At 42.5% G+C, this 26,937-nt stretch carries 24 protein-coding genes; 7 read left to right on the top strand and 17 right to left on the bottom strand.

Going from position 1 to position 26,937, the window contains the following annotated elements:
* Window positions 1–173: 173 nt before the first annotated feature.
* Entirely contained in the window at window positions 174–1,922 is a 1,749-nt protein-coding gene (locus tag HOP45_RS06215; RefSeq protein ID WP_181348051.1) for a sigma-54-dependent transcriptional regulator, read from the bottom strand.
* A gap of 158 nt (window positions 1,923–2,080) precedes the next feature.
* Between HOP45_RS06215 and HOP45_RS06220 the strand changes: the two genes are divergently transcribed.
* The gene (locus tag HOP45_RS06220) at window positions 2,081–3,229 is read left to right on the top strand and encodes a winged helix-turn-helix domain-containing protein (RefSeq protein WP_181348052.1); all 1,149 of its coding nucleotides are present in this window, start codon (window positions 2,081–2,083) and stop codon (window positions 3,227–3,229) included.
* 73 nt (window positions 3,230–3,302) lie between these two features.
* Window positions 3,303–4,628: an MFS transporter gene (locus tag HOP45_RS06225; protein ID WP_181348053.1), complete on the top strand. Its 1,326-nt coding sequence runs from the start codon at window positions 3,303–3,305 to the stop codon at window positions 4,626–4,628.
* A 69-nt stretch (window positions 4,629–4,697) separates the two neighbouring features.
* Here HOP45_RS06225 and HOP45_RS06230 read toward each other — a convergent pair whose 3' ends face one another.
* The 10 genes from HOP45_RS06230 to gabT form a co-directional block, all read right to left on the bottom strand.
* The gene (locus HOP45_RS06230) at window positions 4,698–5,447 is read right to left on the bottom strand and encodes a L,D-transpeptidase family protein (RefSeq protein ID WP_304650462.1); all 750 of its coding nucleotides are present in this window, start codon (window positions 5,445–5,447) and stop codon (window positions 4,698–4,700) included.
* 149 nt (window positions 5,448–5,596) lie between these two features.
* Entirely contained in the window at window positions 5,597–6,325 is a 729-nt protein-coding gene (locus tag HOP45_RS06235) for an MOSC domain-containing protein (protein WP_181348055.1), read from the bottom strand.
* 152 nt (window positions 6,326–6,477) lie between these two features.
* Window positions 6,478–6,687 (bottom strand): hypothetical protein, encoded by a 210-nt coding sequence (locus tag HOP45_RS06240; protein ID WP_181348056.1) that lies wholly within the window; start codon window positions 6,685–6,687, stop codon window positions 6,478–6,480.
* Window positions 6,688–7,099: 412 nt separating this feature from the next.
* Window positions 7,100–8,539, bottom strand: a complete 1,440-nt coding sequence (locus HOP45_RS06245; protein ID WP_181348057.1) for a sodium:solute symporter family protein — start codon at window positions 8,537–8,539, stop codon at window positions 7,100–7,102.
* A 347-nt stretch (window positions 8,540–8,886) separates the two neighbouring features.
* A complete protein-coding gene (locus tag HOP45_RS06250) occupies window positions 8,887–10,152 on the bottom strand; it encodes an ArgE/DapE family deacylase (RefSeq protein ID WP_181348058.1) in 1,266 nt (421 codons plus the stop codon).
* A 31-nt stretch (window positions 10,153–10,183) separates the two neighbouring features.
* Window positions 10,184–11,401: a Zn-dependent hydrolase gene (locus HOP45_RS06255; RefSeq protein ID WP_370457964.1), complete on the bottom strand. Its 1,218-nt coding sequence runs from the start codon at window positions 11,399–11,401 to the stop codon at window positions 10,184–10,186.
* Window positions 11,402–11,432: 31 nt separating this feature from the next.
* Window positions 11,433–13,025, bottom strand: a complete 1,593-nt coding sequence (locus tag HOP45_RS06260; protein ID WP_181348060.1) for a sodium:solute symporter family protein — start codon at window positions 13,023–13,025, stop codon at window positions 11,433–11,435.
* A 14-nt stretch (window positions 13,026–13,039) separates the two neighbouring features.
* Window positions 13,040–13,213 (bottom strand): hypothetical protein, encoded by a 174-nt coding sequence (locus tag HOP45_RS06265; protein WP_181348061.1) that lies wholly within the window; start codon window positions 13,211–13,213, stop codon window positions 13,040–13,042.
* 25 nt (window positions 13,214–13,238) lie between these two features.
* Window positions 13,239–14,633: an NAD-dependent succinate-semialdehyde dehydrogenase gene (locus tag HOP45_RS06270; RefSeq protein WP_181348062.1), complete on the bottom strand. Its 1,395-nt coding sequence runs from the start codon at window positions 14,631–14,633 to the stop codon at window positions 13,239–13,241.
* Between the two features lie 20 nt (window positions 14,634–14,653).
* Window positions 14,654–15,961 (bottom strand): 4-aminobutyrate--2-oxoglutarate transaminase, encoded by a 1,308-nt coding sequence (gene gabT / locus HOP45_RS06275; protein WP_181348063.1) that lies wholly within the window; start codon window positions 15,959–15,961, stop codon window positions 14,654–14,656.
* A 108-nt stretch (window positions 15,962–16,069) separates the two neighbouring features.
* Here gabT and gabR point away from each other — a divergent pair, with 108 nt between their 5' ends.
* From gabR to HOP45_RS06300, 5 genes are all read left to right on the top strand, one after another.
* Entirely contained in the window at window positions 16,070–17,482 is a 1,413-nt protein-coding gene (gene gabR, locus HOP45_RS06280) for a MocR-like transcriptional regulator GabR (protein ID WP_181348064.1), read from the top strand.
* A gap of 131 nt (window positions 17,483–17,613) precedes the next feature.
* The gene (locus HOP45_RS06285; RefSeq protein ID WP_181348065.1) at window positions 17,614–17,934 is read left to right on the top strand and encodes an ArsR/SmtB family transcription factor; all 321 of its coding nucleotides are present in this window, start codon (window positions 17,614–17,616) and stop codon (window positions 17,932–17,934) included.
* A 3-nt stretch (window positions 17,935–17,937) separates the two neighbouring features.
* Entirely contained in the window at window positions 17,938–18,327 is a 390-nt protein-coding gene (locus HOP45_RS06290) for an SRPBCC family protein (protein ID WP_181348066.1), read from the top strand.
* A gap of 27 nt (window positions 18,328–18,354) precedes the next feature.
* Window positions 18,355–18,726: an iron chaperone gene (locus HOP45_RS06295; RefSeq protein WP_181348067.1), complete on the top strand. Its 372-nt coding sequence runs from the start codon at window positions 18,355–18,357 to the stop codon at window positions 18,724–18,726.
* A gap of 21 nt (window positions 18,727–18,747) precedes the next feature.
* A complete protein-coding gene (locus HOP45_RS06300; protein WP_181348068.1) occupies window positions 18,748–19,455 on the top strand; it encodes an FAD-dependent oxidoreductase in 708 nt (235 codons plus the stop codon).
* A gap of 298 nt (window positions 19,456–19,753) precedes the next feature.
* On the opposite strand, the gene HOP45_RS06305 is transcribed toward HOP45_RS06300, so the two are convergent.
* From HOP45_RS06305 to HOP45_RS06330, 6 genes are all read right to left on the bottom strand, one after another.
* A complete protein-coding gene (locus HOP45_RS06305; protein ID WP_370457968.1) occupies window positions 19,754–20,428 on the bottom strand; it encodes an ABC transporter permease in 675 nt (224 codons plus the stop codon).
* A gap of 15 nt (window positions 20,429–20,443) precedes the next feature.
* Complete coding sequence (locus HOP45_RS06310) at window positions 20,444–21,367, bottom strand: osmoprotectant ABC transporter substrate-binding protein (RefSeq protein ID WP_181348070.1); 924 nt, start codon at window positions 21,365–21,367, stop codon at window positions 20,444–20,446.
* 17 nt (window positions 21,368–21,384) lie between these two features.
* Window positions 21,385–22,029 (bottom strand): ABC transporter permease, encoded by a 645-nt coding sequence (locus HOP45_RS06315; protein ID WP_181348071.1) that lies wholly within the window; start codon window positions 22,027–22,029, stop codon window positions 21,385–21,387.
* A gap of 18 nt (window positions 22,030–22,047) precedes the next feature.
* The gene (locus HOP45_RS06320; RefSeq protein ID WP_181348072.1) at window positions 22,048–23,208 is read right to left on the bottom strand and encodes an ABC transporter ATP-binding protein; all 1,161 of its coding nucleotides are present in this window, start codon (window positions 23,206–23,208) and stop codon (window positions 22,048–22,050) included.
* Window positions 23,209–23,343: 135 nt separating this feature from the next.
* Window positions 23,344–24,675, bottom strand: coding sequence for an FAD-dependent oxidoreductase (locus HOP45_RS06325; protein ID WP_181348073.1), 1,332 nt, complete (start codon window positions 24,673–24,675; stop codon window positions 23,344–23,346).
* A 28-nt stretch (window positions 24,676–24,703) separates the two neighbouring features.
* Complete coding sequence (locus tag HOP45_RS06330; RefSeq protein WP_181348074.1) at window positions 24,704–26,878, bottom strand: malate synthase G; 2,175 nt, start codon at window positions 26,876–26,878, stop codon at window positions 24,704–24,706.
* Window positions 26,879–26,937 lie beyond the last annotated feature (59 nt).

Below are 26,937 nucleotides of genomic sequence, written 5' to 3' on the forward strand. Positions count from 1 at the left end.
TCATATGTGTTGCAAAAATAAACACAAAATATTAAATTAAAGCGATTTCATTCACAATGATAACGCTGACATTTTATTATTGCAACAGTAAACTTCTATTAAATAGACTTACACGAAAAAATAAGAAGATAAAAGCACTAAACTGTTTCATAATGAAACAAAAAGGCGCAAACTTATGAATTAAGTCTGCGCCATAGTGTCGTTCTATTCATTTTCAATCGTTCAGCTACTTTAGACTGGTTATGACCTTCTTGTTCCAAGACTTTTTGAATGATGCGCTGCTCCATCTCTTTTAACGATCCTTCAATCTTGATGGTTGCATTTGAATGTTCCGGTTCGTCCTCTTCCGTTTCTTCGAGAAGGCTGTCTACATCCTCTCGTTCGATATACGATTGAGTACCGACCATCATCAATTTTTCCACCGTCTGCTTCAGCTGGTCGATATTCCCCGGCCAATCGTATTGTGTGAGCAGCGTCAGTGCGTCTTCTCTGATTCCGATCGCTTCATAGCCGAAGTTCATATGATTCTCAGTAATAAACGCCTGGACAAGGTCTCGGATATCATTCATGCGATGACGAAGAGGCGGCATGTGAACGTTAAGGTACGGAATTTTATAGTACAGATCATGGTCATACAATCGTTGCTCAACTAAGGTCGAAACGGTTGCATCAGAGATCAGCAGGACTTTGTATTGCTTACTGGCTTTTTCAATAAAAGGCTTAATCGTTAACTGCTCCTGTGCCTGCAGTTTTTGAACATTTTTCAGGACGATCGTTCCGTCCTCAGGAAGCAGGTGTTGCTCGGAGTCAAAGAACGCCATCACCTGCTCAAAAGAAGCGACGGATAAATCGAACGAGATTAAGGGCTTATACGGACCAAACGCTTCAAAATGGAGGTTACAAGCAAGCATCATCCTCCCGGTTCCTTGCTCTCCTTCTATCCAAACGGGAGAATCCAATTCCGCGTAATGGTTTAAATTTCTCCTCATATCCTCAGCAACTTGGCTCTCCCCAGAAATGGGGATGTTCGAAATGTTGGTCCATATCTTTACTCCCTCTTCCCCGTCAAACAAATGCTTTTGAAAAACAAAGTGATTAAGCGATTTATCACTGTCGAGCCGGTAACCATAGATCAGATAGGTCTCTTCCCCTACTTGCAACGTTCTCCAAATCCCCTCGTCATGCTCACTCACCTGCTCATTAAAATCCAGAAAATCAGGATCCTCTACGAGATCAGGCTCCACCTGCTCGCGGAACCGATGATTCATGAGCACCACTTGGCCATCAGCACGCAAGGTCAACATAGGCTGAGGTGATCTTTCCAGAACTTCTGCATAAAGGAAGGATTGAGCTTCCATCCGTTGCGTCAACCGATAAAGGCGCTTCGCCTCTTCAAAAGACTCCATCACCGCCTCTTTGCCTGAAGTTATTAAAATGCCCTGCAAACCAATCCGCTCCGCCTGCCGGATCGTTACCACATCACCGATCACGAGCGTATATCCCTCGCTTTTCAATTCCCGCAAAAGCTCCGTCACTTCCTCACGGCTACTGATGGTAACGGTTTTCACATCCATATCTAAAATGCTGCAAATCGTCGAAGCCCCGCGCGAAATATTAGGGAAACCGACCAAAGCCGCCTTCCCCTGCACACCTTTCAACAACGTAAATACCCGCAGCATATCATAGCCGCTGACCTTTATATCAACGACAGGAATACTGACCTGTCCCTCAATCAGACTGGCTGTGCCCCCACGGCTAATGATCACATCATAGCCTTGCGCTTCACCCGTCTTAGCAACCTGCAAACCGTCTTCCAAGTTGCCGATTTTGACGTCTATCTGCAGTTCATCATCGTAATGCCGATAACCTTTCGCCACTTCAGCTAATCCTGAATAAGGCGCCACCACTAAGGCTTTGATCATATGTCCACCCTCATTTATGTTTCATATTTCAACACTTCTATTTTTTCATATTATCCTTGTGGTGGCAACTTCTGAGATGATTTGAGATTTTACAGCGCTTTATCTTTATATTTGTTATCATAATGACGAGTTAAATCCACGTTGAATCGGGTGACATGATGAGCAATCAAATTAAGTTTTTCCATGACGAGTATAAAATCAAATATTTATCCGACGAAATTTCCTTATTACCAAAAGAGTTTGAGACACTTTACTTTTTATATCAAAACCCTTCCCAAATCTTCACAAGAGCACAACTGTTAGAAAAGGTATGGCCGATGGAGTCCCCCACAGACAGAACAGTTGATGATCACATCTATCGGATTAGAAAACACATAGAACCGCTTTCTTTCGCGATAAAGATCGACACAGTAAGAGGCCAGGGCTATGTATTGAGACTCAACATCGAAGAAGATCATAACCCTTTGATCGAGGATGCAGAAGTATCATCCCATGTGACCAATCTCTTTCGTAAATACCACCTTTATGGCCAAGGCGACGCCTTAAAACTGTTGGAAGAGAACCAGCATGTCTTCGGGTTCGAGCTAGACCTCCAGCGTCGTCTTTACCTGCGCTTTATGAACGGAGATTTTCATTGGTTGCTCGAATCACAAGATGTCCCTTTCTGGGAGAAATGCTATTACCTTCTCCATATCTACTCATATATCGAGCCTGACAAGAACAAAAGTCTAGCCTATTTCACAAAAGCTCTGAACGCTAAAGGGCTACCGGATGACCATAGACTCGAAATAAAACTGCTGAACCGTTTGTCCCTTTTAATCTTTACTAAACATCTTAATGAAGCTGAGCGTGTTCTGGTTGATTCCAAAAACGTCATTCAGCACAAAAAATTAGAGGGGTTCATCCCCCCTATTCATTTAACTGAGCTGTATCTTAGTTTTCTCCGAAAAGATCGAGCGGCGATAAAGGAAAATATGAACGTAATGGAAAATTTGTTGACGACGTATCCTTTTTCAAGAGAGAAAGCTGCCTTCTCGATCATCAAAGGGATTGACGCTCTTATATCTCAGGAGCCAACAAAATCTAAAGGTTACTTTGATGAAGGACTGGAACAGTTTCAAAAAGCGAAATATGTACCCGGGATTTTTGCCGGCCTCCATACAATCGTTTTCTTTTTGGAGGAATTCAATAACGACCAAAAACTGTCGGCCTACTTTAAGGGTGTTTGGAGCCATTACGCGGCTGAATACCAACTTGACCATTTATATCAACGCCTAAGCAGGCTCCTTTTTCATCATTTAAAATAATTTACTCCCTCTGATTTTCCTCTGATATTCAAACGGTACACTAGTCACTAACATTAACTCAGGGGGAATCAGAGTGGAACAAAACAGCAATGTTTCAATATGGATAAACGTTAATTTTGTGAAATTCTTTACAGCAAATGCGCTTTCCAATTTAGGGAACTGGTTCGATTTTGTAGCCGTCCTTATATTATTCAGATATGTGTGGCAGGCTGACCCAATGCTCATCGCTTTAATCCCTGTCATGTATGCCATTCCCAGTATTGTGTTAGGACAATTCGCCGGTGTCTTCGCTGATAAAACCGATAAGCTGAAACTGCTTATTTATTCGGAATGGATACGGGCTGCCCTTACACTGCTTATTGTATTCACCACATCACCATGGCTGGCCCTGCCCATCTTATTGCTGCGCAACACAGTGGGATCGATCAGTTTACCCGCCCAACAAGGTTTGATGAGAAGGATCGTTAGTGACGATCATATTATGAAAGCTGTAACCATTAATGGGAGTCTGTTCCAATTGGTCAAAGTAGTCGGCCCCCTAATTGGTGGATCCGTAGCAGGAATCTTTTCACCCGACGTTTCCATTGTAATTAACGCCGTCTCTTATGTCTTATCCGGCATCATCCTGACTCGCGTGCACTTACACTATGAAGAAGCAGATAACGAGGAAGAGCATAACCTTCAAGACGACATAGGCGTTTTTACGATGTGGAAAGAAGGATGGGGGATCGTTCTGAAGAGCAGGATCCTCCTCGCAAGCATCGTATTCGGCATTGTCAGCACCTTGACGATTCAAATGATAGATGCTCAAATTGTAACGTTATTCAGTGAGGTCTTCCCCAATCAAGCAGAGCTCACCGGCTGGGCGATCTCTTCAATTGGAGTCGGTTCTTTTCTAGTCGTTCTCCTTCTAAATAGATTGGAAGGTATCAACCGTTACGGCTGGTTTTTTGGCACAGGCAGTCTCCTGGTCGGAATTATGACAGCGGGTTTCGGCTACCTTGCAGATTACAGATTTATAAGTTTGGCCATTGGATTTGCTTTAATCGGCGGTATCGGAAATGGCATTACGTTTACAGCTGTAAACTATTTAATCCAAACGGAACCTCCAAAAGAAGCGATTGGCAGGGTATCTGGCATCATTGACTCCACCTTAAGTATTTTATTTATAGCCGGTCCCCTCCTTGGCGGTTTCCTCATTAGTCTGGTTGGTGTCTTATCAGCATTCAAGGTAATCGGAATTTGTTTATCACTGATCGGGTTCACTGGGATCATCTTGCAAAGATTTATTTGGAGACATAAAAATAGGTCGAATTTGAAAACGAATTCGAACGTGAGGGGAAAGTTGTATTGTAATCAATTTTTCGGTGGATTCCCGCACAATACGTTAAACATATAAAAACCCAAGATAAGTGTGTAAATTAAATAAAAAATGTCATGCACCAGTACCTGGTACATGACATTTTGATTATTTACTGAATAATGCCGCCCTTGTTTTGGGTCCTACAATACCATCGACCACTAGCCCGTTTGATTTTTGAAACGACTTCACAGCATTTAAGGTCTTCGGGCCGAACAAACCATCAGCCGTAATGTGAAGGTTGCGCTGGAGAATTTTTACCGATTTCCCTTTGCTGCCGTAATATAAGGTGTCATTAAAGGTTTCACCTGCTGCCACGGCTGTTGCTTTTCCAACTCCATATATCTGCGCTAACGCAGTGAAAGATGAAGTAGAACTTGTAATATAGACTGGAATATTTTGATCAGCACGGTCATACAACCAGATGACATCTTCATTGTACATTCGGATACATCCACTAGAGGCAAAGGTGCCAATTGAAGATGGTTTGTTGGTTCCATGCATGCCATAAACATTTCCAGAGGTTCGGCCCCAACCCCCCGGGACTTTGATTCCGAGCCACCTTGCACCTAGTGGATTATTCGGAGTACCACCCGGAATATTTCCTTTATACCACGGCCTGTTTTTCACCTTATTTACGAGAGAAAATTTCCCTTCTGGCGTAAAACTCTGCTTTCTTCCGGTTGCCACAGGAAATACTTTCTCAAGCGTTCCGTTTTCATAGAAAGCTAGTTGATTGTTGCTTTTATTAATAATAATGACTTCACTTTGCCCAGCCTCTGCCGGCATAGCTGTCATACTTAAACCCAGTCCTAAAATTCCCATTACTAATGCAATCTTGCTTAGCAAACGGCCCATCATCATTTCCCCTATTCTGTTGTTGGTGTATGTTACCTTGTTTGTAATATAACTGTAACATAATTGTAATATAAACGGTCATGGTAAATTAAGGGAGGAATCTGGCAGATGAACTAATAGAGAACGGGTTTAGGTAAATCAGACATGTCTCAATCAAGAAGATGAACTTCATCATCTACATGAATGCGACCTGTTTTTATCACAGATGCATAAACGCCGAAATTATTGTTCCTTTCTTTGTTAACTGTTTTATGTAAGCTCGCATCTCGTTCAGCGTTATCAGGATCAACGGTAATAATCATACACCTTTTACAATGGCTGACGAATTCTAATTCCACCTCAGCTCCTATTCTAATACGTCGACCAATCCATTCTTCTTCAATAAAAGGCACTTTATCCTTTAATGACAGCATTAAATTAGGACGAAAACGTCTCGCATCAACTTCGTCTTTCCCCCATAATTCTTTCAATCTATCTAATGACGCATCGGTTGCAAGTAGAATGTCTTCTACTGCGATGGGCCCTATAGGCACATGTGAAGGCGAATATTCGACAGTAGTGACCTCCCGATTCGATTTGTTTTCGATTTCTTCTATTAATGCTTGGTCTTGCCAATCGAAAACCTTACCCTCTGGTGTTGTGACCTTTACCTTAGGATATTCCTCCACTAATTCTTCTCCTTCAAATTCCGCTTTGTAGCGGACCATTTCTGGGAATTGTGTAATGGTTAAGAAATTTCCTTTTTTAGTATCGTCTAAATACGCATGGCTGCGATCTCCATATAAACCGTATTCCATTATGTTGGTTTGGTGGACATGTTCACCGCGGAACGATTTTACTGGATGACGGACAACTTCTTCAATATGACCGATTAACATTTTATTCACTCCACTATTCATTTTATCCTACTAGGAGTTTAACATGTTTACTTAAGATTATGATGATACCTCCCACAAAGAGTCAGCTGCCGTTCTACTGTGCAATCTGTTATAAAAAAACCTCCGAATCGGAGGTTTTGTCCATCATGCACTTATACCAAAGCTGTTTCAGTTTTTAAATAGGGGCTATAGAGATCTTCCGGGATTTTCGCTTGAGATCGATAATAAGCTTCTACATTTTTTATCGCTTGAGCAAATTTTCCATTGAGATACCAATACTCTTCTTCATGGGTCAGCTGCTTAATCTCTTGATCACTCAATTTTAATCCTGTATCGGCTAACGTATACTCCGCAGTCTGCATCGAATCTCTCCCTCTATTTGTTTTAAATAAAAAGGATTCATAGTTTCATTGTAAGCGGAGAATCTAAAAAATATACCTAGTTGCCTTAAACGAAGTAGTAAATAACTAGATGATGCATTATACCGGCGCTATGGAAGGGGCGTCATCAGCTCCAGAATTTCGGGGAAGTCTTGCCAACAGCCGAGAATTCCGCCTATGTCGGCGGACCCAATACGATCCTAGAAATGAGCTGGTAAATGACTTAGTTTCTGGGGAAATGAGGATTCCTTTTGTCACTGGATACAAAGTATAGACAAAAGTCGCAAAGAGACCGAAAATGCACTTGAACGCATTTTCGGCCTCGATTTTTTCAATTCTGCTACAAGAGGAGATTTTTTAAAAATGCCTCTCTCGTAGAATGTGGCGTATCCAGCTATTTTTTCAACGCCGAATACATCTCATGTTCCTTTTCTTGTCCCGAAACTAACGTAACCGTCACCAAAGTAATGATCGAGATAGGCAACCCTAAGAATACAGGATGTAGCCCAAAAGGGTGACCGGCAATCTGCCAGCCAACTGCGATAATGAGTCCAATCCACATCGCAGCTAGACCTGCCGCTTTAGTCGTCTTACGCCAAAATAACCCGAACAAAACCGGTGCCAGCATGCCAGACACAAGCATGGCCGTACCCGTGATCCATAGGGTGACGAGCTGAGGTATATAAAGCGCCAGCAGAAGTGAAATGATAGAGACTACCACGACGGACAGTCGACTATAAAGCAACATTTTTTTATCGTTCACATCTCCAAGTCGCGGTTTAACAATATCATTAACCACAGAAGACGCAGCTGCCAGGAAGAACGAGTCGGCACAGGAAATGACTGTCGCCAATAATGCAATCAGCATGACGACCACAAGTGAGAATGGCAGTATTTGACCGATGATTTCATAATAGATTAAAGAGGAATCGATGCCCGTTATATTCAACCCGTATTTACCCAAGAATCCGATCACAATCGTTACTGCTGCTGTCAAAAACCCAAGAACGATTGCAATCCAGAAACCGGTCTTTGCGACTTTATCATCTTTGGCTGCCCAAAACCGTTGCCATAAGTCTTGTCTGACAAACTGATAAGCACCTATGGTAAGCATATAGACAAGAAATTCTGATGGACTGATATTGAATATGCTCAGCATATTTCCACCTTCTGCATTTCTGGCCTGAACGGCAAGCGCGCCCCAGTCACCAACCATAACCATGATGACAACTAGTAAAAAGAAAATACCCACGGTCTGGATCGTTCCATGAATCGCGTCCTGCCACATGACGGACTTCAGCCCGCCAAAGTAAGTCTTTAATGTCAGAAGTGCCCAACTGATAAGGATCCCTGTCGTTATGCTAAGTCCAATCGTCAGTTTCAAAATGGTTGCAATAGCCACAAATTGCATCCCGGTAATAGCAGAATAAGCACACAGAATGCTAAGTACTGTGGGCACCCGTGCCCCTTCACCGAACCTGAGCGCAGTGAAGTCTCCCATGGTAACCATGTTATATTTTTTACCAAGCAGACGAATTCGCTTTAATAAAAAGGCCGCAATGACAATCGAGGTTAACGTAAACCCGATAGCCAGCCATTGCTGCCCCATCCCGAATTGATAGCCTTTGGTCATATACCCAAGCAGAATTGACCCGCCGATAGCTGTCCCGACAAACGTCAGCACAAGCGGCATCAGACTTGTGGAGCGACCAGCGACATTGTAATCTTCGTAGGTTTTGACATTTCGATTGACGAATAAAGATAGTCCGAATAAAAATACGAAGTAAATGGCTATGATTATGATTAATAGGGTCTCTTGCTGATTACTAAACAAATAGACTCATCCTTCCCCTGGTTGTATGATTGCTATAATTGATATTACGATTACGTAAGTTGTGATCAATGCAGCTTGACCACGGCGAGACTTTTTAACAATGAACTTAATAAAAAAACCAGCAATATGCACGGGAGTAGTATTTAACATACTTATCTCTAGGCATAAAACTGGTCACTTTCAAATGGGGTGCTCCAACAGAGTCGATTAGAATGCTCATTTTTTAACAAATCCCATGTAATGTTTTTTCATTGTAGCAAGAACCCCTCATAATATCAACTTATTATTCTAAATTTTCTAATAACTAAAGTTAAAGTAGGGCGTTCATAACATTAAGCAACGGATACTTATTTTTCTTCACACCACCGCAAAATGAACTCGGCGATTACGCGAGTTACCGTTTTCAAACTGGAAAGCTCAATATATTCATTCGGAGCGTGCATATTACCGCCACTAGGCCCATAACACGTAGCCGGAATGTTAAACTCCCCGAAAACGCGCAAATCGGTCGTTGCAGTAAAAGCCAAGTTCTCCGCCTGTGCGCCGGTTACAGCATAATGGGTGGAGGTCACCTGTTCCATAACATCTTCTTGCTTAGAAATAGTATAGCCTGGAGCAGAGAATCCGAAAAATGTGATGTCTGGCTGTGCGTCTTTCAGCCACTCATCTTCATTAGCTGCATCCCATAACCACTGCTTGACTTCTTCCTGAACAGTGTCGGGATCGGTTCCTGGATAAAACCCGACTCTCGCTTCAAACGTACATTCTGTCGGGACACTGGAGGCCCAGTTCCCTCCTTCAATAGTACCTATATTGACATTGAGCGGGTGAGGGTGGTGGGCAAAATCAGGGTGTTTCTCCCGGCTGTTGATATGCTCTCGGTAATGCATTAACGACTCCATCAATTTTTGCGCCTTCAGAATCGCATTTTGCGCGTTTTCCGCCCGCTCCACATGAGCCCCCGCTCCTTTCACTTTTACGCGAAGCCATAATACGCCCAGTTGTGAATGGACGAGGCGCATATGAGTCGGTTCGGGAATTAAAGCGCCTTCCGCTGTGTATCCCTGATCCAACATGGCCAGGGCTCCATTTCCGGTACATTCCTCTTCGATAACACTTTGGATTTGCAGGTCTGCACCCAGCTCCACTCCGAGATTACGGAGAGCTTTGACTGCAAAAACGATCGCTGTAAAGCCACCTTTCATATCGAGCAGTCCTCTTCCATACATGTTATCGCCTTTTATCACCGGCGAATACGGGTTTGTATCCCACTGTTCTTCAGGTCCTGCGTTGACAACATCCATATGGCTTTGAAGGATGAGACTTTTCCCTTTTTTCGGGCCTGAGCTCTTCCATTGTCCGACCACTACCGGGCGATCCTCATAGGACCACTCCGGTTTCCCAAAATTATCATATTTCTTCAATAACTCCGGATCGACTTTCAACGATTCTGTCTGCAGCCCCATATCCTGCAAATAATGATAGACAAATTCTTGGACTTCTGTTTCATTTCCTAACGTACTTGGAAAACTTCCGAGCGTTTTCAAAAACAGCTTTTCTTCTTCCCATAATTCATCTAATTTCTTTACGAGTTGTTCGTTGTTTCTTACCATACCTCATCCATCTCCTATGCTTCTATTTTCTTCATTCTTGCGATAGTGTGAGTAATGTATGATAAAGTACATTGGCACCTCTTACAATATCTTCCTCAAGCGTCAATTCAGAAGGTACGTGGCTCTTACCATTGACACTCGGAAGAAAAATCATCGCTGTCGGGCCGAGATTGTTGATATATTTAGCATCATGCCCAGCTCCACTGACCATTCTCTTTGATGAATAGCCTAAGTGCTTCACACTCTGTTCGATAGCTCCGGTAATGCCTTCGTCAAAGACGATTTTTTCAGTTTCCCACAGTTCAGCTATCTCTACACCTACGTCTCTGAGTCGGCACACGTCACGAATACTGTTTTTAGTTGCGTTTACTGCTGTTTTCCGCACATCATCATCAGTGCTTCGAATATCTACCGTAAACAAAGCTTTGCCCGGGATGCAATTAACTGTATTAGGAGAAACGGAAATTTTGCCGATGGTGACCGAAACGTCATCTCGAGCAATTGTTGTTTCCAGTTTGTGCATGATTTCCCCAGCAGCCATAAGTGCATCTTTCCGTAAATGCATCGGTGTGGTTCCTGCATGATCCGCTTCTCCCGTAATGGTTACGTCCAGCCAGCTGATCCCTTGCACACCTTCAACAATCCCAATTTGTTTTCCTTCATCTTCAAGAATTGGCCCCTGTTCAATATGAAGCTCCAGAAAAGAATCAAAATCACCGATCCTGTTTTCTTCTTTCCCTTTGTAGCCGATTCTTTGCAGTTCCTCCAAAAAACGGTGGCCTTCACGATCTTGCCTGCTGTGTACATACGCCTGGTCAAACACACCGCTTATGCCTCCAGATCCTAGCATAGGCGGTTCGAACCTGGCTCCTTCTTCATTCGTGAAATTGACAATTTCCACTGGCCTATCTGGTTCGATGCCATTATCATTCAATGTTTCAATTGCTTCCAAAGCTAACAACACCCCGAGTACGCCATCGAACCTTCCCCCTTCCGGCTGGGTGTCCAGATGCGACCCCATCACTATGGGTGGAAGGGACTTCCTACCTTCTCTTCTGCCATACATGTTCCCTAAGTCATCTACCCGTACACTCAAACCCGCTTCTTCACACCACTTTTTGAAGATATCTCTCATCACTTTATCCTCATCAGACAGAGCCAAGCGTCTTAGCCCTTTCCCTGGAATAGAACCTATTTCAGAGCTTGTGGCGAGGTTTTGAAATAACCTTTCTTTGTTGATGTTGTTCAAAATTATCATCGCTCCTTAGCATCACTTTTATCTAAAAACCAAGTTTAATAAAGAAATACCCCCACACAACAACGGAAATGAACGTGAACAATACAGATATCGTAATCAGCTGTCTATACTGTTTCTTAATCTTTTGAAGTCCATCAGGCTGGCTCAAAAACTCTTGGATCGTCAGTTTTGCCATACCTGTACGCTTCATCTCCACGAAGTAATTCAATTCATATGTTGTTGGCTTTGTTACCAAAGCTGAAACGATTAGAGTGGCCACTGAAACAAACAGCGCCAGCATAAGTTCATCTACGCCAGTCGGGAGCGTCATTATACCAGCTCTAATGAGTTCCCCAAATATGATAAACGAAGCTACTCCCGCAATCATACTGGTCGAAGCGGCTTTACTATTCATTTTCTTCCATTCAAAGGAAGCGACAATGGTTGGGAGCCAGCCGACAGCGAAAATAGAACCAGCATAAATAGAAATCCAGTAAATAGCAGACGGTCTCAAGAGGGCGATGGCACAAATTACGATTGCGACAATCAATTGACCGATCCGAGCTGCACTAAGACTCTGCTTTTCATTGAGTTCTTTCTCAAACAACCTTTCATACAAGTCTCGAGATAACGCGAAACCTACTAGAACGAAAAGTGTGGAGGCCGTGGACATGATGGAAGCCATGAGAGCAGCAAGGCCAACGCCTGCAATCGCAGGAGGAGTAAATTCCATAAACCCGACAATCATAGCGTTATCGGTAGGTGTAATATTGGGTTCGAGCACTTGCATGCCTCCTGCAGCAATGAAAACCGTCAATTGCATGAAAGGAGCGAAAAATACACCTATGATGGCAGTCTTTAAAATGACGAAATCGTTTTTAGCGGGGAAGACACGGGACACGAGTGCTGGCATGCATGCAAAGAAAAGAATCCAGACGAGGAACTGCGAAACCGACCATCCGATTGATCTCTCTTCCGTACCACCGATGGTCCAATAGTTCGGCATTACCTCCGAAAGGCCTTTCATTTGCTCAAATCCGGCCTGTCCGATAATCATTGGTGCTATGATGATAGAAATAGCCAGCATGGTGAAAAACATGATCGTATCCGTAACGACAACACCGTACATCCCCCCAAATGCAGTGAAAGCAATCAAAGCCACCGTGAATAGTACAATGAGTAACTGGAAATTGATACCTGTTATTTCACTTAATACCAGACCTGCTCCTATGAACTGGATGACGCCATAACCGACAAGGCCCACGATCATAATAATAATAGCGATAATGCTTACCCACTTGTTATTGAACCGCTTATCAAAGAAGTCAGGCATCGTTTTACAGTTTAAGGCTTTCATTTTCCTTCCTACATATACGACCGCAAGCAATGTCCCTAGCCAGGCACCGAAAGAACCTAGCGTTGCGATGACCAGAGGACCCTCGGCATAGGATTGTCCGGCTATCCCCAATAGAGTAGCGGCACTTAGGTAGGTGGCTGCAAGCGTACCAACAATCAGCAGCGTCGACCCTCTGCCTCCCATGGTATAAAAGTCGTCACTGTTTTTTACATAACGCGCAATAAAAGCTCCTACGACCACATAAAGTAATAAAACAAATGCAAATATAGTTATTGCCATATGTGTTCCTCCTATTAAAAGTTACTTGTGATATTTTCTTTATGAGCATCCACTTCCTCATCTTCTTTCTTCTCCATCTCTTTGATTACAGGGAGGTATTGCTTCTTAAGAATGACAATAACGACAATCGAAGAAATGACCGTCACTAACGTCGCGTTTATAAATAATATTAGAACTTCAACATTCATCATTTCACCTCCATTTTCAGTACGATTATTGAATGCCCCCAATGGACAGATATTTCGTCTCTACATATGGCTCAATGCCTTCAGGACCACCTTCTCGGCCGATTCCGCTCTCTTTCATACCACCGAAAGGGGCGTGCGCTGCAGAAGGCGCTCCGTCATTCCAGCCGAGGATTCCAAATTTCAGATGTTCTTGGAAATATATACCATTTCGGTAATCATTTGTGAAGAAATAGGCGGCCAAGCCGAATGGCGTGTTGTTAGCAATCTCCACCGCTTGATCATTTTCGCGGAATGTGGACAAGGGAATAACCGGACCGAACGTCTCCTCTTGCATGATATCCATTTCTTCCCCGACATTTTCGAGTACGGTCGGATGGACAAAATAATAACCTTTTTCCTCATCTTTATCATATTGATGACCGTAGAGCACCCTGGCCCCTTTACCTACGGCATCTTCTATTTGGCTATCAATCTTCTCATAACCTGCCGCATTGATTACTGGACCAACATCGGTACTTTCGTCGAGTCCGTTTCCGACATTCAACTGTGCCACCCGTGAAATCAGCTGTTCAGAAAACACTTTAGCAATATCTTCATGCACGAGAACACGATTCGCACAGATGCACGTCTGCCCGGCATTCCGAAATTTTGAAGCCAGGACCTGGTTCACAGCAAAATCGATGTCAGCATCCTTTGCGACGATGAGCGGCGCATGCCCGCCGAGTTCCATTGATACATGCTTCATCGTTGCGGCACTGTTTTTCATTAATAGTTTCCCTACTGGCGTCGAGCCTGTGAAGGTGATTTTACGAACCAATGGGCTGTCTGTGAAAATCGGTCCGATATCCTCACCGTATCCGTTCACACATTGAACAACATCTTCTGGAATGCCCGCTTCGTGTGCTAAACTTACGAGTTTCATTGTAGTGAGGGGCGTTTCCTCGGCAGGTTTAACGATAAAGGTACAGCCGACAGCTAAAGCAGGGGCTGCTTTTCTCGTCATCATTGCTGCCGGGAAGTTCCACGGTGTGATTGCAGCAACGAGTCCGACCGGTTCTTTCGTTACGATAATTCGTTTTGATTCCGTATGGGAAGGGATGGTCCTTCCATACACACGCTTCGCTTCCTCCGCATACCAGTCAATGTAACTTGCTGCATATGCGACCTCTCCTCGAGACTCTTTCAATGGCTTCCCGCTCTCTAACGTCATCACTTCTGCTAAATATTCTGTTTCACTCTTTATTTTCGCCGACCACTCTTTTAATAGAGCGGATCTCTGATGGGCATTGACCTTAGACCATGTCTTGAAAGCTTCATTCCCCTGCTCTATTGCTTTTTTTATATGTGAAGACGACGTTACGCTAACTTCTTTAACCGTTTCGCCGGTAGCTGGGTTTTTAACGTTAATCGTATCTCTCATCCGTACACTTCCTTCCTATATCAGTCTGCCGCTGCTTTAAACGCCTCTTCCAGAATGTCCAAACCTTCTTGGAGCTCTTCATCAGTAATGACAAGCGGAGAAAGGAAGCGAACGATATTGCCTTTTACACCCGCAGACAGCAACAGCAATCCATTATTATTTGCATAGGACGTGATTGCCCCTGTTCTCGTTTTATCCGGCCTTCCTTCAGCGTCGTTGATTTCTACAGCGACCATGGCCCCCAGCCGACGGACATCACCGAGAAAGTTGTGAAGAGACTTCAATTCCACCAATTTCTCTTCAAGAACAGCGCCAATCTTTTCAGCTTTCTCGGTTAATTTCTCTTCTTCTATAATATCGATAACTGCCAATGCAGCTTCACAGGCAACCGGGTTACCGGCATAAGTCCCACCGAGTTCGCCTGGAGACGAGGCGTCCATAATTTCCGTCTTTCCAACCACAGCACTTAATGGAAGACCAGCTGCGAGTGACTTCGATAGTGTCATGACATCCGGTTCGATATCGAAATGTTCACTCGCAAATAGTTTCCCTGTACGGGCAAAGCCCGTCTGAATCTCGTCCGCGACAAATACAATGCCATGATCGCTGCAGAACTTTTTCACTTCCTTAACAAAGCGTTCGGGAGGTATAACAAAACCGCCTTCTCCCTGTACTGGCTCCATGACCACGCAAGCCACTGTTTCCGGGGCGACCGATGTAACAAAAAATTCTTTAAAGCGCATGATACTGTAATCGATATACTGCTCATCTGTCATTTGTTCAGGTTTATTCGCCATATAAGGGAAAGGAGCTTGATATACTTCTGGTGTATAGGGTCCGAAGTTGTATTTATAAGGCTTCACCTTACTCGTCATCCCCATTGTCAGGTTCGTACGTCCGTGAAAACCTCGTTCGAACGATACAACTGCTTGACGCTTTGTATATTTTCTCGCCACCTTCACTGCATTCTCGATTGCTTCCGCTCCAGAGTTAAACAGCATTGCCATTTTATCGAAAGAACCCGGTGTAATGGCGCAAAGTTTTTCCGCCAGATTGATGTAACTATTGTACATGATTACATTGAAGCCTGGATGAAGATAGCGGTCCACCTGTTTTTTTACAGCTTCAGACACTTTGGGGTGACTATGACCGACGTTAAGCGTCCCGATAGCTCCCGCAAAATCAATAAATTTCCGTCCTTCGTTATCTATCAAAGTCGCTCCCTTGGCGTAATCAGCGATATTTGAATTTCCATTTCCGATACCTCTTGGAATATATGTCTCTCTTTTTTTCTGTAAATTATCTTTCAATAGAGCTTCATCAGTCACTTAAAACCCTCCTTTGAATTTGTAGATTATTGTGACAATTATCTGGTATAATTAAAAGAACCAGTTATTTAAAATATATGGCACCAGATTAATGCAGGAGGAGTCCTCGTGTTTTTTCAAATAAAAAAGGGGAACGGAGACCCCGCCATCTACAAACAGATTTACAGACAACTAAAAGATTTGATTTTAGATGAAAGCCTATCTAATCAGAAACTCCCGTCGAAACGAAAACTTGCACAAGATTTAAGGGTAAGTGTTAATTCTGTAGCTCACGCCTATGAACAATTGCTTGTGGAAGGGTACATATACAGTGTGGAACGGAAAGGATATATCGTGGAAGATATTATGCGTTATATCAAACGAGAAGGAGAGGACGACCCGTTTCCCGATGAACTGAAAGAGAACGGTAAGAAGGAAAGCTTCTCTCCTGAAGTTACTTTTTCGCATATCTCTATAGATGCTGAGCATTTTCCCTTTAAAAAATGGAGAAGGTACCAGCAAAATGTGATTGAAAACCACCGTAATCAACTAGCCCTTCTCCCCCATCCCCAAGGACCTTATGAACTACGCGAATCCATCGCTACGATGATCGCGCTTACCCGGGGTGTCCGTTGCAGGCCCGAACAAATTGTTATCGGATCGGGAACCCAACCACTTATTCATAAGTTAATGTCCCTCCAATCGGAATTCACACGCATCGCTGTGGAAAACCCAGGGTACCAGCGCTTCTATCACCTTTTAAAAGACATGGGGTTCCCCGTAGCTCCAGTAGACCTCGACAACCACGGGATTTCCATTGATGCTATAAGAGAAAGCAATCCTAAGTGGGTTTTCGTTACTCCTTCACACCAGTTTCCGACTGGGACGATCATGCCAATCAACCGGAGGATCGAACTATTGAACTGGGCTGCTGAATCACCGGACCGTTACATTGTCGAAGATGATTACGACAGTGAATTTAAATATGAAACCGACCACATCCCTTCTCTCCAAAGTCTAGACCGAAACCAACAGGTCATCTATACCGGGACCTTTTCCAAAACGCTGTTACCGAGTCTCCGTATCAGCTATATCGTGCTGCCTCCTGATTTATTGAAACTTTATCGCAACGCATTCAACGAATGGATTGATGGGCCGTCAAGTCTCAATTTATGGACGCTGAAGTATTTTATTGACAGAGGAGAGTACGGAAGACATATGAAACGGATGAATGCCCATTACAAAACGAAACGCGCTACACTAATTAGTGAGCTACACCGATTTTTCTCTGATAAAATAACGATTCATGATATACCGGCTGGCCTTCATTTTTTAATGGAAATTGATACAACTCTCTCGTATAAAGATATTGAAGAGAGAGCAATAGAGAAAAGAGTAGAATTATATACGATTCGCCGCTTCTTCCTACAGGATTTCAATCCAGATCCAAATCGTAAGAAAAAACTCATAATTGGGTTCGCCAATATGAAAGAAAATGAAGTGCGAGAATCCGTAAAACGTCTCGCTTCTATCTTTTCATAATAAAGAAGTAAACCTTCTTCGCTTGGAAAACCCTACCTTACCTACTTACCCATAAATAAATTGACTCGACACTAAATGGTGTCGTATAATAAATATGACACCATTTAGTGTCTGATAAGGAGGATAGCACCTTGAAACAGGCAGATGAAAAACGTGATGTGTTTGTGGCGATTGCGGATCCAACACGACGGCAATTAATTGGTATATTAGCAGATGGCAAGGAGCTGCCTTTGCATGAATTAACACCTCATTTTCAAATGGGTCGAACAGCGGTTTCAAAACATTTGACGGTTCTTAGAGAAGCAGATTTAGTAAGAAATCGTAAAATAGGCAGAGAAACAAAGTACCGTCTAAATCCAGAACCTTTGAAAGAAGTGAAAGATTGGATAGCCTCTTATGAACAGTTTTGGAACGAGCGAGCGGCAATACTTAAAAATATATTGGAGGAATAGCACATGGCAGATATATCTTTAAATTTTGAGTTCAAGAGTCCGGTTAGTAAAGTATGGGATGCGTTAACTAACTCAGATACACTTGCCCAATGGGTGATGGAAAATGATTTCAAGCCCATTGTGGGGCACAAATGTCAGTTTTGGGATAAGAGCATTGATTTAGTAGTAGATAGTGAGGTTTTACTAGTAGATGAACCCCATACGTTATCGTACACCTGGAGAGGAGGTCCAATCGACACAGTCGTAACATGGACGCTGAAACAAGAGGGTGACATAACGCATCTACATCTTGCCCATACAGGATTTACAAAAGAAGATCAAGCCTTTAATGGTGCTAAATACGGTTGGGCATATAAAGTAGACGAGCTGAAAGAAGTGTTAGGGGAAAGATAAAAAACGATCATTACAGGAGGGACGAATTTGACAGTTTTCACTGAATTTTTAGCAGGAATTGATAGTGAAGCGCAACAAGCTAGAACAAAAGAGATATTTGATTTTATAACAGAACATTATCCGAATTTAGAAACAGAACTCAAATGGAATCAACCAATGTTTGTTGACCATGGTACCTTCATCATCGGTTTTAGCATATCCAAAAACCATTTAGCAGTTGCGCCTGAACATATAGCGGTTAAGCATGTAGAAGAAGATATTCAGAACGCTGGATATGATTACACGAAGGAAACAATACGGATTCCTTGGAAAAGTGAAGTGGATTATTCGCTGTTAAAGAAAATGATAGATTTTAACATTAATGACAAAGCAAATTGTAAAACGTTTTGGAGAAAATAATGGGACGAAGGGATGGCTGAGATGGCAATTTTACAAGATGTATTTTCCATCTTTAAGAAAAGAGATTTACCATTTGTTGAACGCAATCAAGAAGAAGAAGGGGTCTATACGTTTTTATTTGAAAAAGTAAACGATATGACTTGGAAGGCTGGTCAACATGGTCTATTCACCATTACCCATCAGAAAATCAAAGATCATACAAGACCCTTCACTATAGCATCTGCACCTAGTGAGAATGCTGTTCAGATCACCATGAAAATTAATGATGCCCCAAGTGAGTTTAAAAAGACAATGCTAGAATTCAGAGAGGGAGATACCATAAAAATGGCTGGACCTGTAGGGTCATTTCACTTAAAAGAGAATAACCCTATCATTCTCATAGCCGGCGGTATTGGCATTACACCTTTTCGATCAATCCTAAAGCAAATTGAGGCAGAAGGAATCAGACAAGAGAATCCCATTCATTTGCTATACAACGACAGCAGTGAATCCTATGTATTTCGCGAGGAACTGGAACATATAGCTAACAATAACTCCGTCAGTATTGATTATATAGAAACGAGAAACCAACTGCTGCAAGAGATAGATAAGCATACTAGTTTACATGGGAATAATGGTAAATACTTGATTGCAGGGCCGAAGTCAATGGTGAAGGACACATCTGCATATTTACAAACGAAAAAGATATCCAAGCAAAACATCAAGAAAGATGTACTGATTGGTTATTAATCATTTTCAGTAAGTTGACCAATCCGTTGATAATGCTCGAAGAAACCGCCCCCTGCTTTTCTAAAGAAAGAATTGATTCCGCTATATTTTCCTACAAAATGATACGGGGTTTAGGACTTTCCAATCTTTTCTATAGTTGGAATTAAAAAAAGCTTCTCGGGTAGCTCAATGAACTACTGAGAAGCTCTTTTTCACACTTTACGAATATTGTGAGAAGCTAACAAGCTGCGAGGCATAATGACCTAATACCCTTTTGCATGAGGTTTGTATCGTATCGGAGTCTTCACAAAAATTACGCCTAGGCCGCTTTCTGTGAGACATCAGGTTTCTTTTTTGAAGTAGAGAGCACTTTTTCTAATCCACCTAGCAGAATATCTGCAATGATGGCCATCATGGCTGTAGGGATAGCACCTGCCATGATAATAGCAGCACCGTTAGCAGCATTCGTACCTCTAATGATAATATCACCAAGGCCACCTGCTCCAATAAACGTCCCGATCGTCGTAATTCCGATTGCAATAACCATTGCAGTGCGGATACCACCTAAGATGACAGACAACGCTAGCGGCAGCTCGACCATCCTCAGTAATTGATTCCTGGTCATGCCCATCCCTCTACCAGACTCCAACATTGAATGATCTACATTCGTAATCCCGGTATAGGTGTTTCTCAAGATAGGTAAGATGGAATATAAGAACAAGGAAAATACCACGGTGTTAGCTCCTAATCCCATGACGAGCATTAAAACGGCTAGCATCGCTAAAGCAGGAATTGTTTGTATAACATTAGCAAGCGAAAATACCCACGGACTCAATTTTCGATAGCGTGCTATAAAAATGCCCAATGGAATCGCAACCAGCGCAGCGAATAACACGCCATAAGCGGACATTAAGAAGTGCCGGATAAATTGTTCAAAAATATAGCCTACATTTTTTTCATAATAATCTACTAATTGCGCTAATGTTTCTAAAATAATGCCACCTCCATGTTACTTATTTTCAAAATAATTATGTTTTTCAAGGAATTCTCGTGCAACAACTGCCGATTCTTTCATATTGACATCAGCCTCGTAATTCATCTTGCGCATTTCTTCTGTGCTAATTTCACCCGTCAATTTTTGCAGCACGTCTCTTATTTCTGGATGCTTTTCTAACGTTTCCTCTGAGATGACTGGAGATGCATCATACGGTGGGAAAAAGTTTTTATCGTCTTCCAATGTTTTGAGATTAAATTCTTCCAGCCTGCCATCTGTAGTGTACGCTAGAACGACGTCCATTTTCCCGTTATTCACGGCTTGATACACCAAGCCCACTTGCATGGAATAGGCCTCTTGGAATTTAAAACCATACTCTTGCTTAAATGCTTCATAACCAATTCCCGGCCGCTTGATCCAGTCACTGTCAACTCCCAATTTCAGTGAAGATGCAAGGGGTTTTAAATCTGAAATTGTTTCCAAATTTTCTTTTTCGGCTAATTCCTCCTTTACCGTAAAGGCATAGGAGTTCGCAAATCCATAAGAATCAAACCAGGCTTGATCAAATTGCTCCTTAAATTCAGTCTTTACTATGTTCATGGCCTTTTCAGGATCAGTGACCAATTCCATTCCAAGGGTTCCCGCTAATTCAGAACCCGTATAGCGTGTTGCGGAGATATCAATATCGCCGTTTTCTAGTGCTTTATGTTGTACTATTGCAGAGCCTAACCCATCTACCATCTCTACACTTAAGTCAGTATTCCTTTCAATCATTTGCTTAACCATTCTCCCCATTATGGATGATTCTGCAAAGTCGAACGTCCCTATGGTTATCGTTTTTTCTGGAGGACCACTTAATCCTGGTAGAGAACAACCGCTAAGTAACGTAAAGATAAGTAGTACTATAGTCAACTTGTATTTTGAATTTTTAGTGAACACGTTCTTCTTCCTCCTTACTAAGCAGCCTTCTGCGTATTACTAAGCCCCTTAGGCACCACTTTGTTCTCTAGTTTTCCTAATAGTAAATCGGTGATTAAGGCTATAATCGTCACGGGTATGGCCCCCGCAATAATGTAGTCAGGTCGATATAAGTTAAGGCCTAGAAAAATGTAGTCTCCCAAACCTCCGGCACCGATAAAAGATGCAAGCGTTGCCCAACCAATTAAATAAACGGTAGATACTCTAATCCCGGCCATGATAACAGGTGTGGCTAAAGGGACTTCCACGTCTTTGATTCGTTCCCAATTACTCATTCCCATGCCTTTTCCAGCTTCTAATAGATCTTTATTAACGCCATTAACCCCTGTATACGTATTTCTTAAGATTGGTAATACAGAGTAAAAAAACAATGCTATGACTGCCGGTACTTGCCCGACGCCAAGAATGGGAATAAAGAACGCTAATATGGCAAGACTCGGGAAAGTCTGAACAACACCGACGATCCCAATGACAAAACCTGCTAATTTACGAGCCCTGGTCAATGCTACTCCCAGTGGTATAGCGACAATTACACCGAGAAGTATCGCTAATAAGGAGATATAAAAATGTTCCCATGTTTTAACCAATAATTCACTTCCATTATTACTTAAAAATTCAATCAATGAACTGCCTCCCTTAGATTACTTCACTCCTATTGTCTCGTTTTCGCCGTTTTGATGTTCCTCTTCGCCCCAAATCGATTCATACACAACATCAGCTAAACTCGCTCCTGTTATAATGCCAATAAGAGACTTATTTTCATCTATAACGGGCATGTATTTAACTTCACTTACGAGTATTTTGCGTATGACAGCTGCTAGTGGGGTTCCTTTCTTCACTTCGATAGGGAATTCTTTCAACACTTTCCCAACTTCTAAGTTGTCCCTATGATAGCGATTGATGGTATCAACATCTATGAAGCCTTTCAATTCTTTTTCTTCATTGACGACAACAGCCGTGTCTACTCTGTTGGCCTTCACTATTTTAATCGCTTCTCTTAGATTCATGTCTTCTTGAACAGTTACAGGGTTGGGATTCATTATTTCTTCCACCGTTTGATTACTTGGATCGTTTTGAACTAAACGATCTTTTCCAATAAACTCGCGTACAAAGTCATTTGCCGGGTTTCTAACGATGTGGCTCGGGGTTCCTTCCTGGACCACGCAACCTTCTTTCATAATCACAACGCGATCGGCAAGCTTAAGTGCCTCATCCATGTCGTGTGTAACGAAAACAATTGTTTTATGCAGCGATTTCTGCAATTGCTTGAATTCCATTTGCAACGTCTCTCGCGTTATCGGATCAAGCGCTCCAAAAGGTTCATCCATTAGAATAAGGGGCGGATCTGCGGCAAGAGCTCGGAGCACGCCAATACGTTGCTGCTGCCCTCCGCTCAATTCTTCTGGGAACTTATCCAGATAACTTTCTTCCATCTCTACTAACTTCAATAATTCTTTTGCTCGGTCTCGTCGTTTATCTTGCGGCCATTTAAGTAATTTGGGGACAAGTGAAATGTTTTCCTGGATGGTCATATGGGGGAATAATCCAATCTGCTGGATGACATACCCTATCGTTCGTCTTAACTCTACTAAATCTTTGTTTTTTATATTCTCTCCCTCTATCGATATACTCCCTTCCGTCGTCTCAATCAATCGGTTAACCATCTTCATGGTAGTCGTTTTACCGCAGCCACTTGGTCCAATAAAGACGATAAATTCACCTTTCTCAATATCTAAAGTTAAATTGTTCACAGCTTTTTCGGTTCCATCGTACACTTTTGTTACCTGATTGAATTCCAACAAGTAACAAACACCTCCTTGTTTAAAATGTTACCAACGCTCTTCTAGAATTCTATTAGAGATGAAAGGAAACTACTCTTTTCGATGAAAAGTCTTTTATGTGATAACAAAAGAGTAGTCTCCCCCCTTTCTTTTTATCTAAAGCTCGTTTTGTCCTACACCATTCACACCCTGAGCACTGAGGTCGTTTGTTAATTCTTTATAATCAATGTCTTGAACCGGTGTATCATGTTTAATGGCCAAATAGGCAGCTGTACCACACGCTTGCCCCATAATCATACTCGTAGATATTCCTCTTGCAGATGCGAAGGCTTCTGTTTCTGCAGAAAAGCACCTGCCCGCAAATAAGACATTTTCCACTTCCTTTGGACAAAGCGACCTGTATGGCACTTGGTAATAAACGCCTCTATCAATGAGGGAGACGTGAATGACTTTACTGTCTTTTCCTTCCCCTCGCACCACATCATCAATGGTGCAATCACAGCACACGACACCATCTTCAAATTTCGCTCCATCCATAACGTCGTCTTTCGTTAAGGTGTACATGCCTTCCATTCTTCTTGTTTCACGGATACCGAGCGTGGGAGCCATCTGTTCAAGTTCCGCGTTTTCAAAGCCTGGTACTTCTTCTTTTACGAATTTAATTAATTCATAAGCTCGCTTTCGTGCCTCGATAGTCCCTTCCTGAACTTCCTTAGGGTTGGTGCCATCAATCCCTTTAATATGAATACTGTTAAAATAAACGGTATCAGGGCGGAAACCTGGCATCATATAGATGTTATACATATCCTCATCTAACCTATTTTCTTCAATGCCTTGTTTGACTAACTCTCTTCGAAAAGGATCTTCCACTCCATCAAACGCTTTGTTTTGATCAACATTTTGCATTAAGAAGGTCAACGTAGCCCCCATCATGTCGCCTTTTTCATCTCCCTTTTCAAAAGGGATCTCTGCTTTATCAGCGATATCGCCATCGCCAGACGTATCAATCACGACTTTGGCGTTAAGCGTGTGAGCACCTTGTCGATCGTAATAGGTCACACTTTTCACCTTATTTTCCTCTTTGGCCACATCTACAGCAGTAGCATTCAATAATAAGTGAACGCCCGCATTTTCCACCATTTCGAATAATTTATGAACCGCTATATCGGGGTCATACATGACTTCTCTAGCCAGCCCGTCTTCAAATCCAGGAAGAAGACACGGTCTTCTTAAGGCTGCGGGTGGGTCATTTTGATAGAGCGATTCTAACCACTCTTCACAAAGACCTCCAACAGATTTCCCTTTTGGATAGGCGCCATCTACAGGCATCCCTAAGGTTTTGGCAACGATACCACCCAGCAAGTCTGTCGGTTCTATCAAATAAACTTGAAGTCCTTTTCTTGCTGCAGAAACAGCGGCACCTACGCCAGCTGACCCGCCTCCAATGACAACTACATCTGCATCGTGTTCTTTTATAGTTGAGCTCATTTTCTTACCTCCGTATTTTTGAAAAATTTTAGTTTACGTATGCGCTAGACTTTGCTTCTTTTCTCCGACGATGGAGGATGGGTTCCGTATATCCGTTAGGTTGATAGCGACCTTCAAATACCAAATCACAAGCGGCTTGGAAGGCGATCGAGTTATCAAAATCACGTGCTATATTCCGATAATTAGGATCATGATGATTTTGTTTATCTACGAGTTGGGCCATACGCTTATAAGTTTCCATGACTTGCTCTTCACTAACTACGCCATGATAAAGCCAATTTGTGATATGTTGACTCGAAATTCTCAGAGTAGCTCTGTCCTCCATCAATTCAACGTTGTTGATATTCGGTACTTTTGAACACCCTATCCCTTGTTGAATCCAACGCACCACATAGCCAAGAATACTCTGAGCATTATTATCTAATTCTTCCTGAATCTCTTCAGGCTCCCAATCAGCATCAGTTACAGCAGGGATCTGTAGCATGTCATCCACATAGTTTGGTAGATTTTTAAATCGTTCTTGTTGAATATTTAAAACGTCTATCTCTAAATAATGAAGCGCATGTAAAGTAGCTGCCGTTGGAGAAGGCACCCATGCTGTATTAGCTCCTGCTTTTAATTGACCATCTTTCTTACTCAGCATTTCGGCCATTCGTTCCGGCATGGCCCACATTCCTTTTCCAATTTGTGCTTTCTTAGAGAACCCAGTTTCAATCCCGTTTTTTACATTGGATTTTTCATAGCTATCAAACCAGGTAGCTCCTTTCATATCATTCTTTCTAATAACAGGCCCTGCAACCATGGACGTGTGTATTTCATCTCCTGTTCTATCTAGAAAACCGGTATTGATAAAGGCGACTCTATCCTTCACTTCCTTTATGCAGGCTTTCAAGTTGAGGGAGGTCCGCCGTTCTTCATCCATCACCCCAATCTTCAGGGTGTGCCGAGGATAATCATACAAGTCTTCTGTTAAATCAAACAGTTCACTCGCAAACGCGACCTCTTCTGAACCGTGCATCTTAGGTTTTACAATATAAACGGATCCTTTTGCAGAGTTTTGATATATTCCATTTCTCAGTACGTCTTGTTTGGCAATGAGGCCGGTAACAACAGCATCCAGGACCCCTTCAGGAACTTCTTTGCCATCCTTGTCTAAGACGGCATCGCTTGTCATTAAATGACCAACGTTTCGAACAAACATTAACGAACGCCCTGATAAAGAAAATTCTGATCCACTTGGAGTTGTATAAGTACGATCAGGATTTAACGTCCGCGTTATTTCTTCATTTCCTTTTGTAAAGGTTACGGATAAATCCCCTTTCAGCAACTGTAAATAATTTCGATATACACCCACTTTATCTTCAGCGTCTACAGCTGCAACGGAATCCTCAAAATCCATGATGGTGGTGATCGCTGATTCAACGATGATATCTTTCACACCCGCTTTATCACGCTTTCCAATCGCATCGTCCCGGTCTACTTGAATGTCGACATGAATTCCATTGTTCCGCAACAATACAGCACTTGGGTTTTCCGGGCGACCTTGATAACCAACAAATTGGCTTTGTTCGTTTAAGCAAGTGGACTCTCCATCATTTAACATGACGTTCAACTTCCCATTTATCACGCTGTATTCCTGTACATTATGGTGGGACCCTTCCGCTAGAGGGAAAATGTTATCCAGGTAGTCTTTTGAATAAGCAACAACTTTTTCTCCACGAACCGGATTATATGCGCCAGTAGCTTCTGCTCCGTTCTCTTCACTAATAACATCTGAACCATACAATGCGTCATAAAGACTTCCCCACCGAGCATTGGCCGCATTAAGGGCATAGCGCGCATTATTGACAGGAACCACTAATTGCGGTCCTGGTTTCACAGCAATTTCGTCATCAATATCAGCCGTACCGATTTCAAAATCTTCAACCTCTGGCTCAATATAATTGATTTCCTGCAAAAACGATTTATAATGCTGAGCGTCCTCCGTCTTGTTTTGTTCATACCACTCAATAATTGCTTTTTGAATGTTCTCACGCTTCGTTAATAACGCCTTATTTTTCGGTGCCAGTCTATGAATAATGTCGCTTAAACCCTTCCAAAACGTTTCACTAGACACCCCGCTCTTTTCTAAAGCTTCGTTTTCAATAAAATGAAATAAAGTGGATTCCACTTGAATATTGCTGACCTTTTTATAATCACTCATGCTTAGGCCCTCCCGATTTTATAAATAATAGAACTGTATGCTTGCTCCTGTCCTTGCTT

The organism is Thalassobacillus sp. CUG 92003 (genome assembly GCF_013618635.1).
Classification (GTDB): Bacteria; Bacillota; Bacilli; order Bacillales; family Halobacillaceae; genus CUG-92003.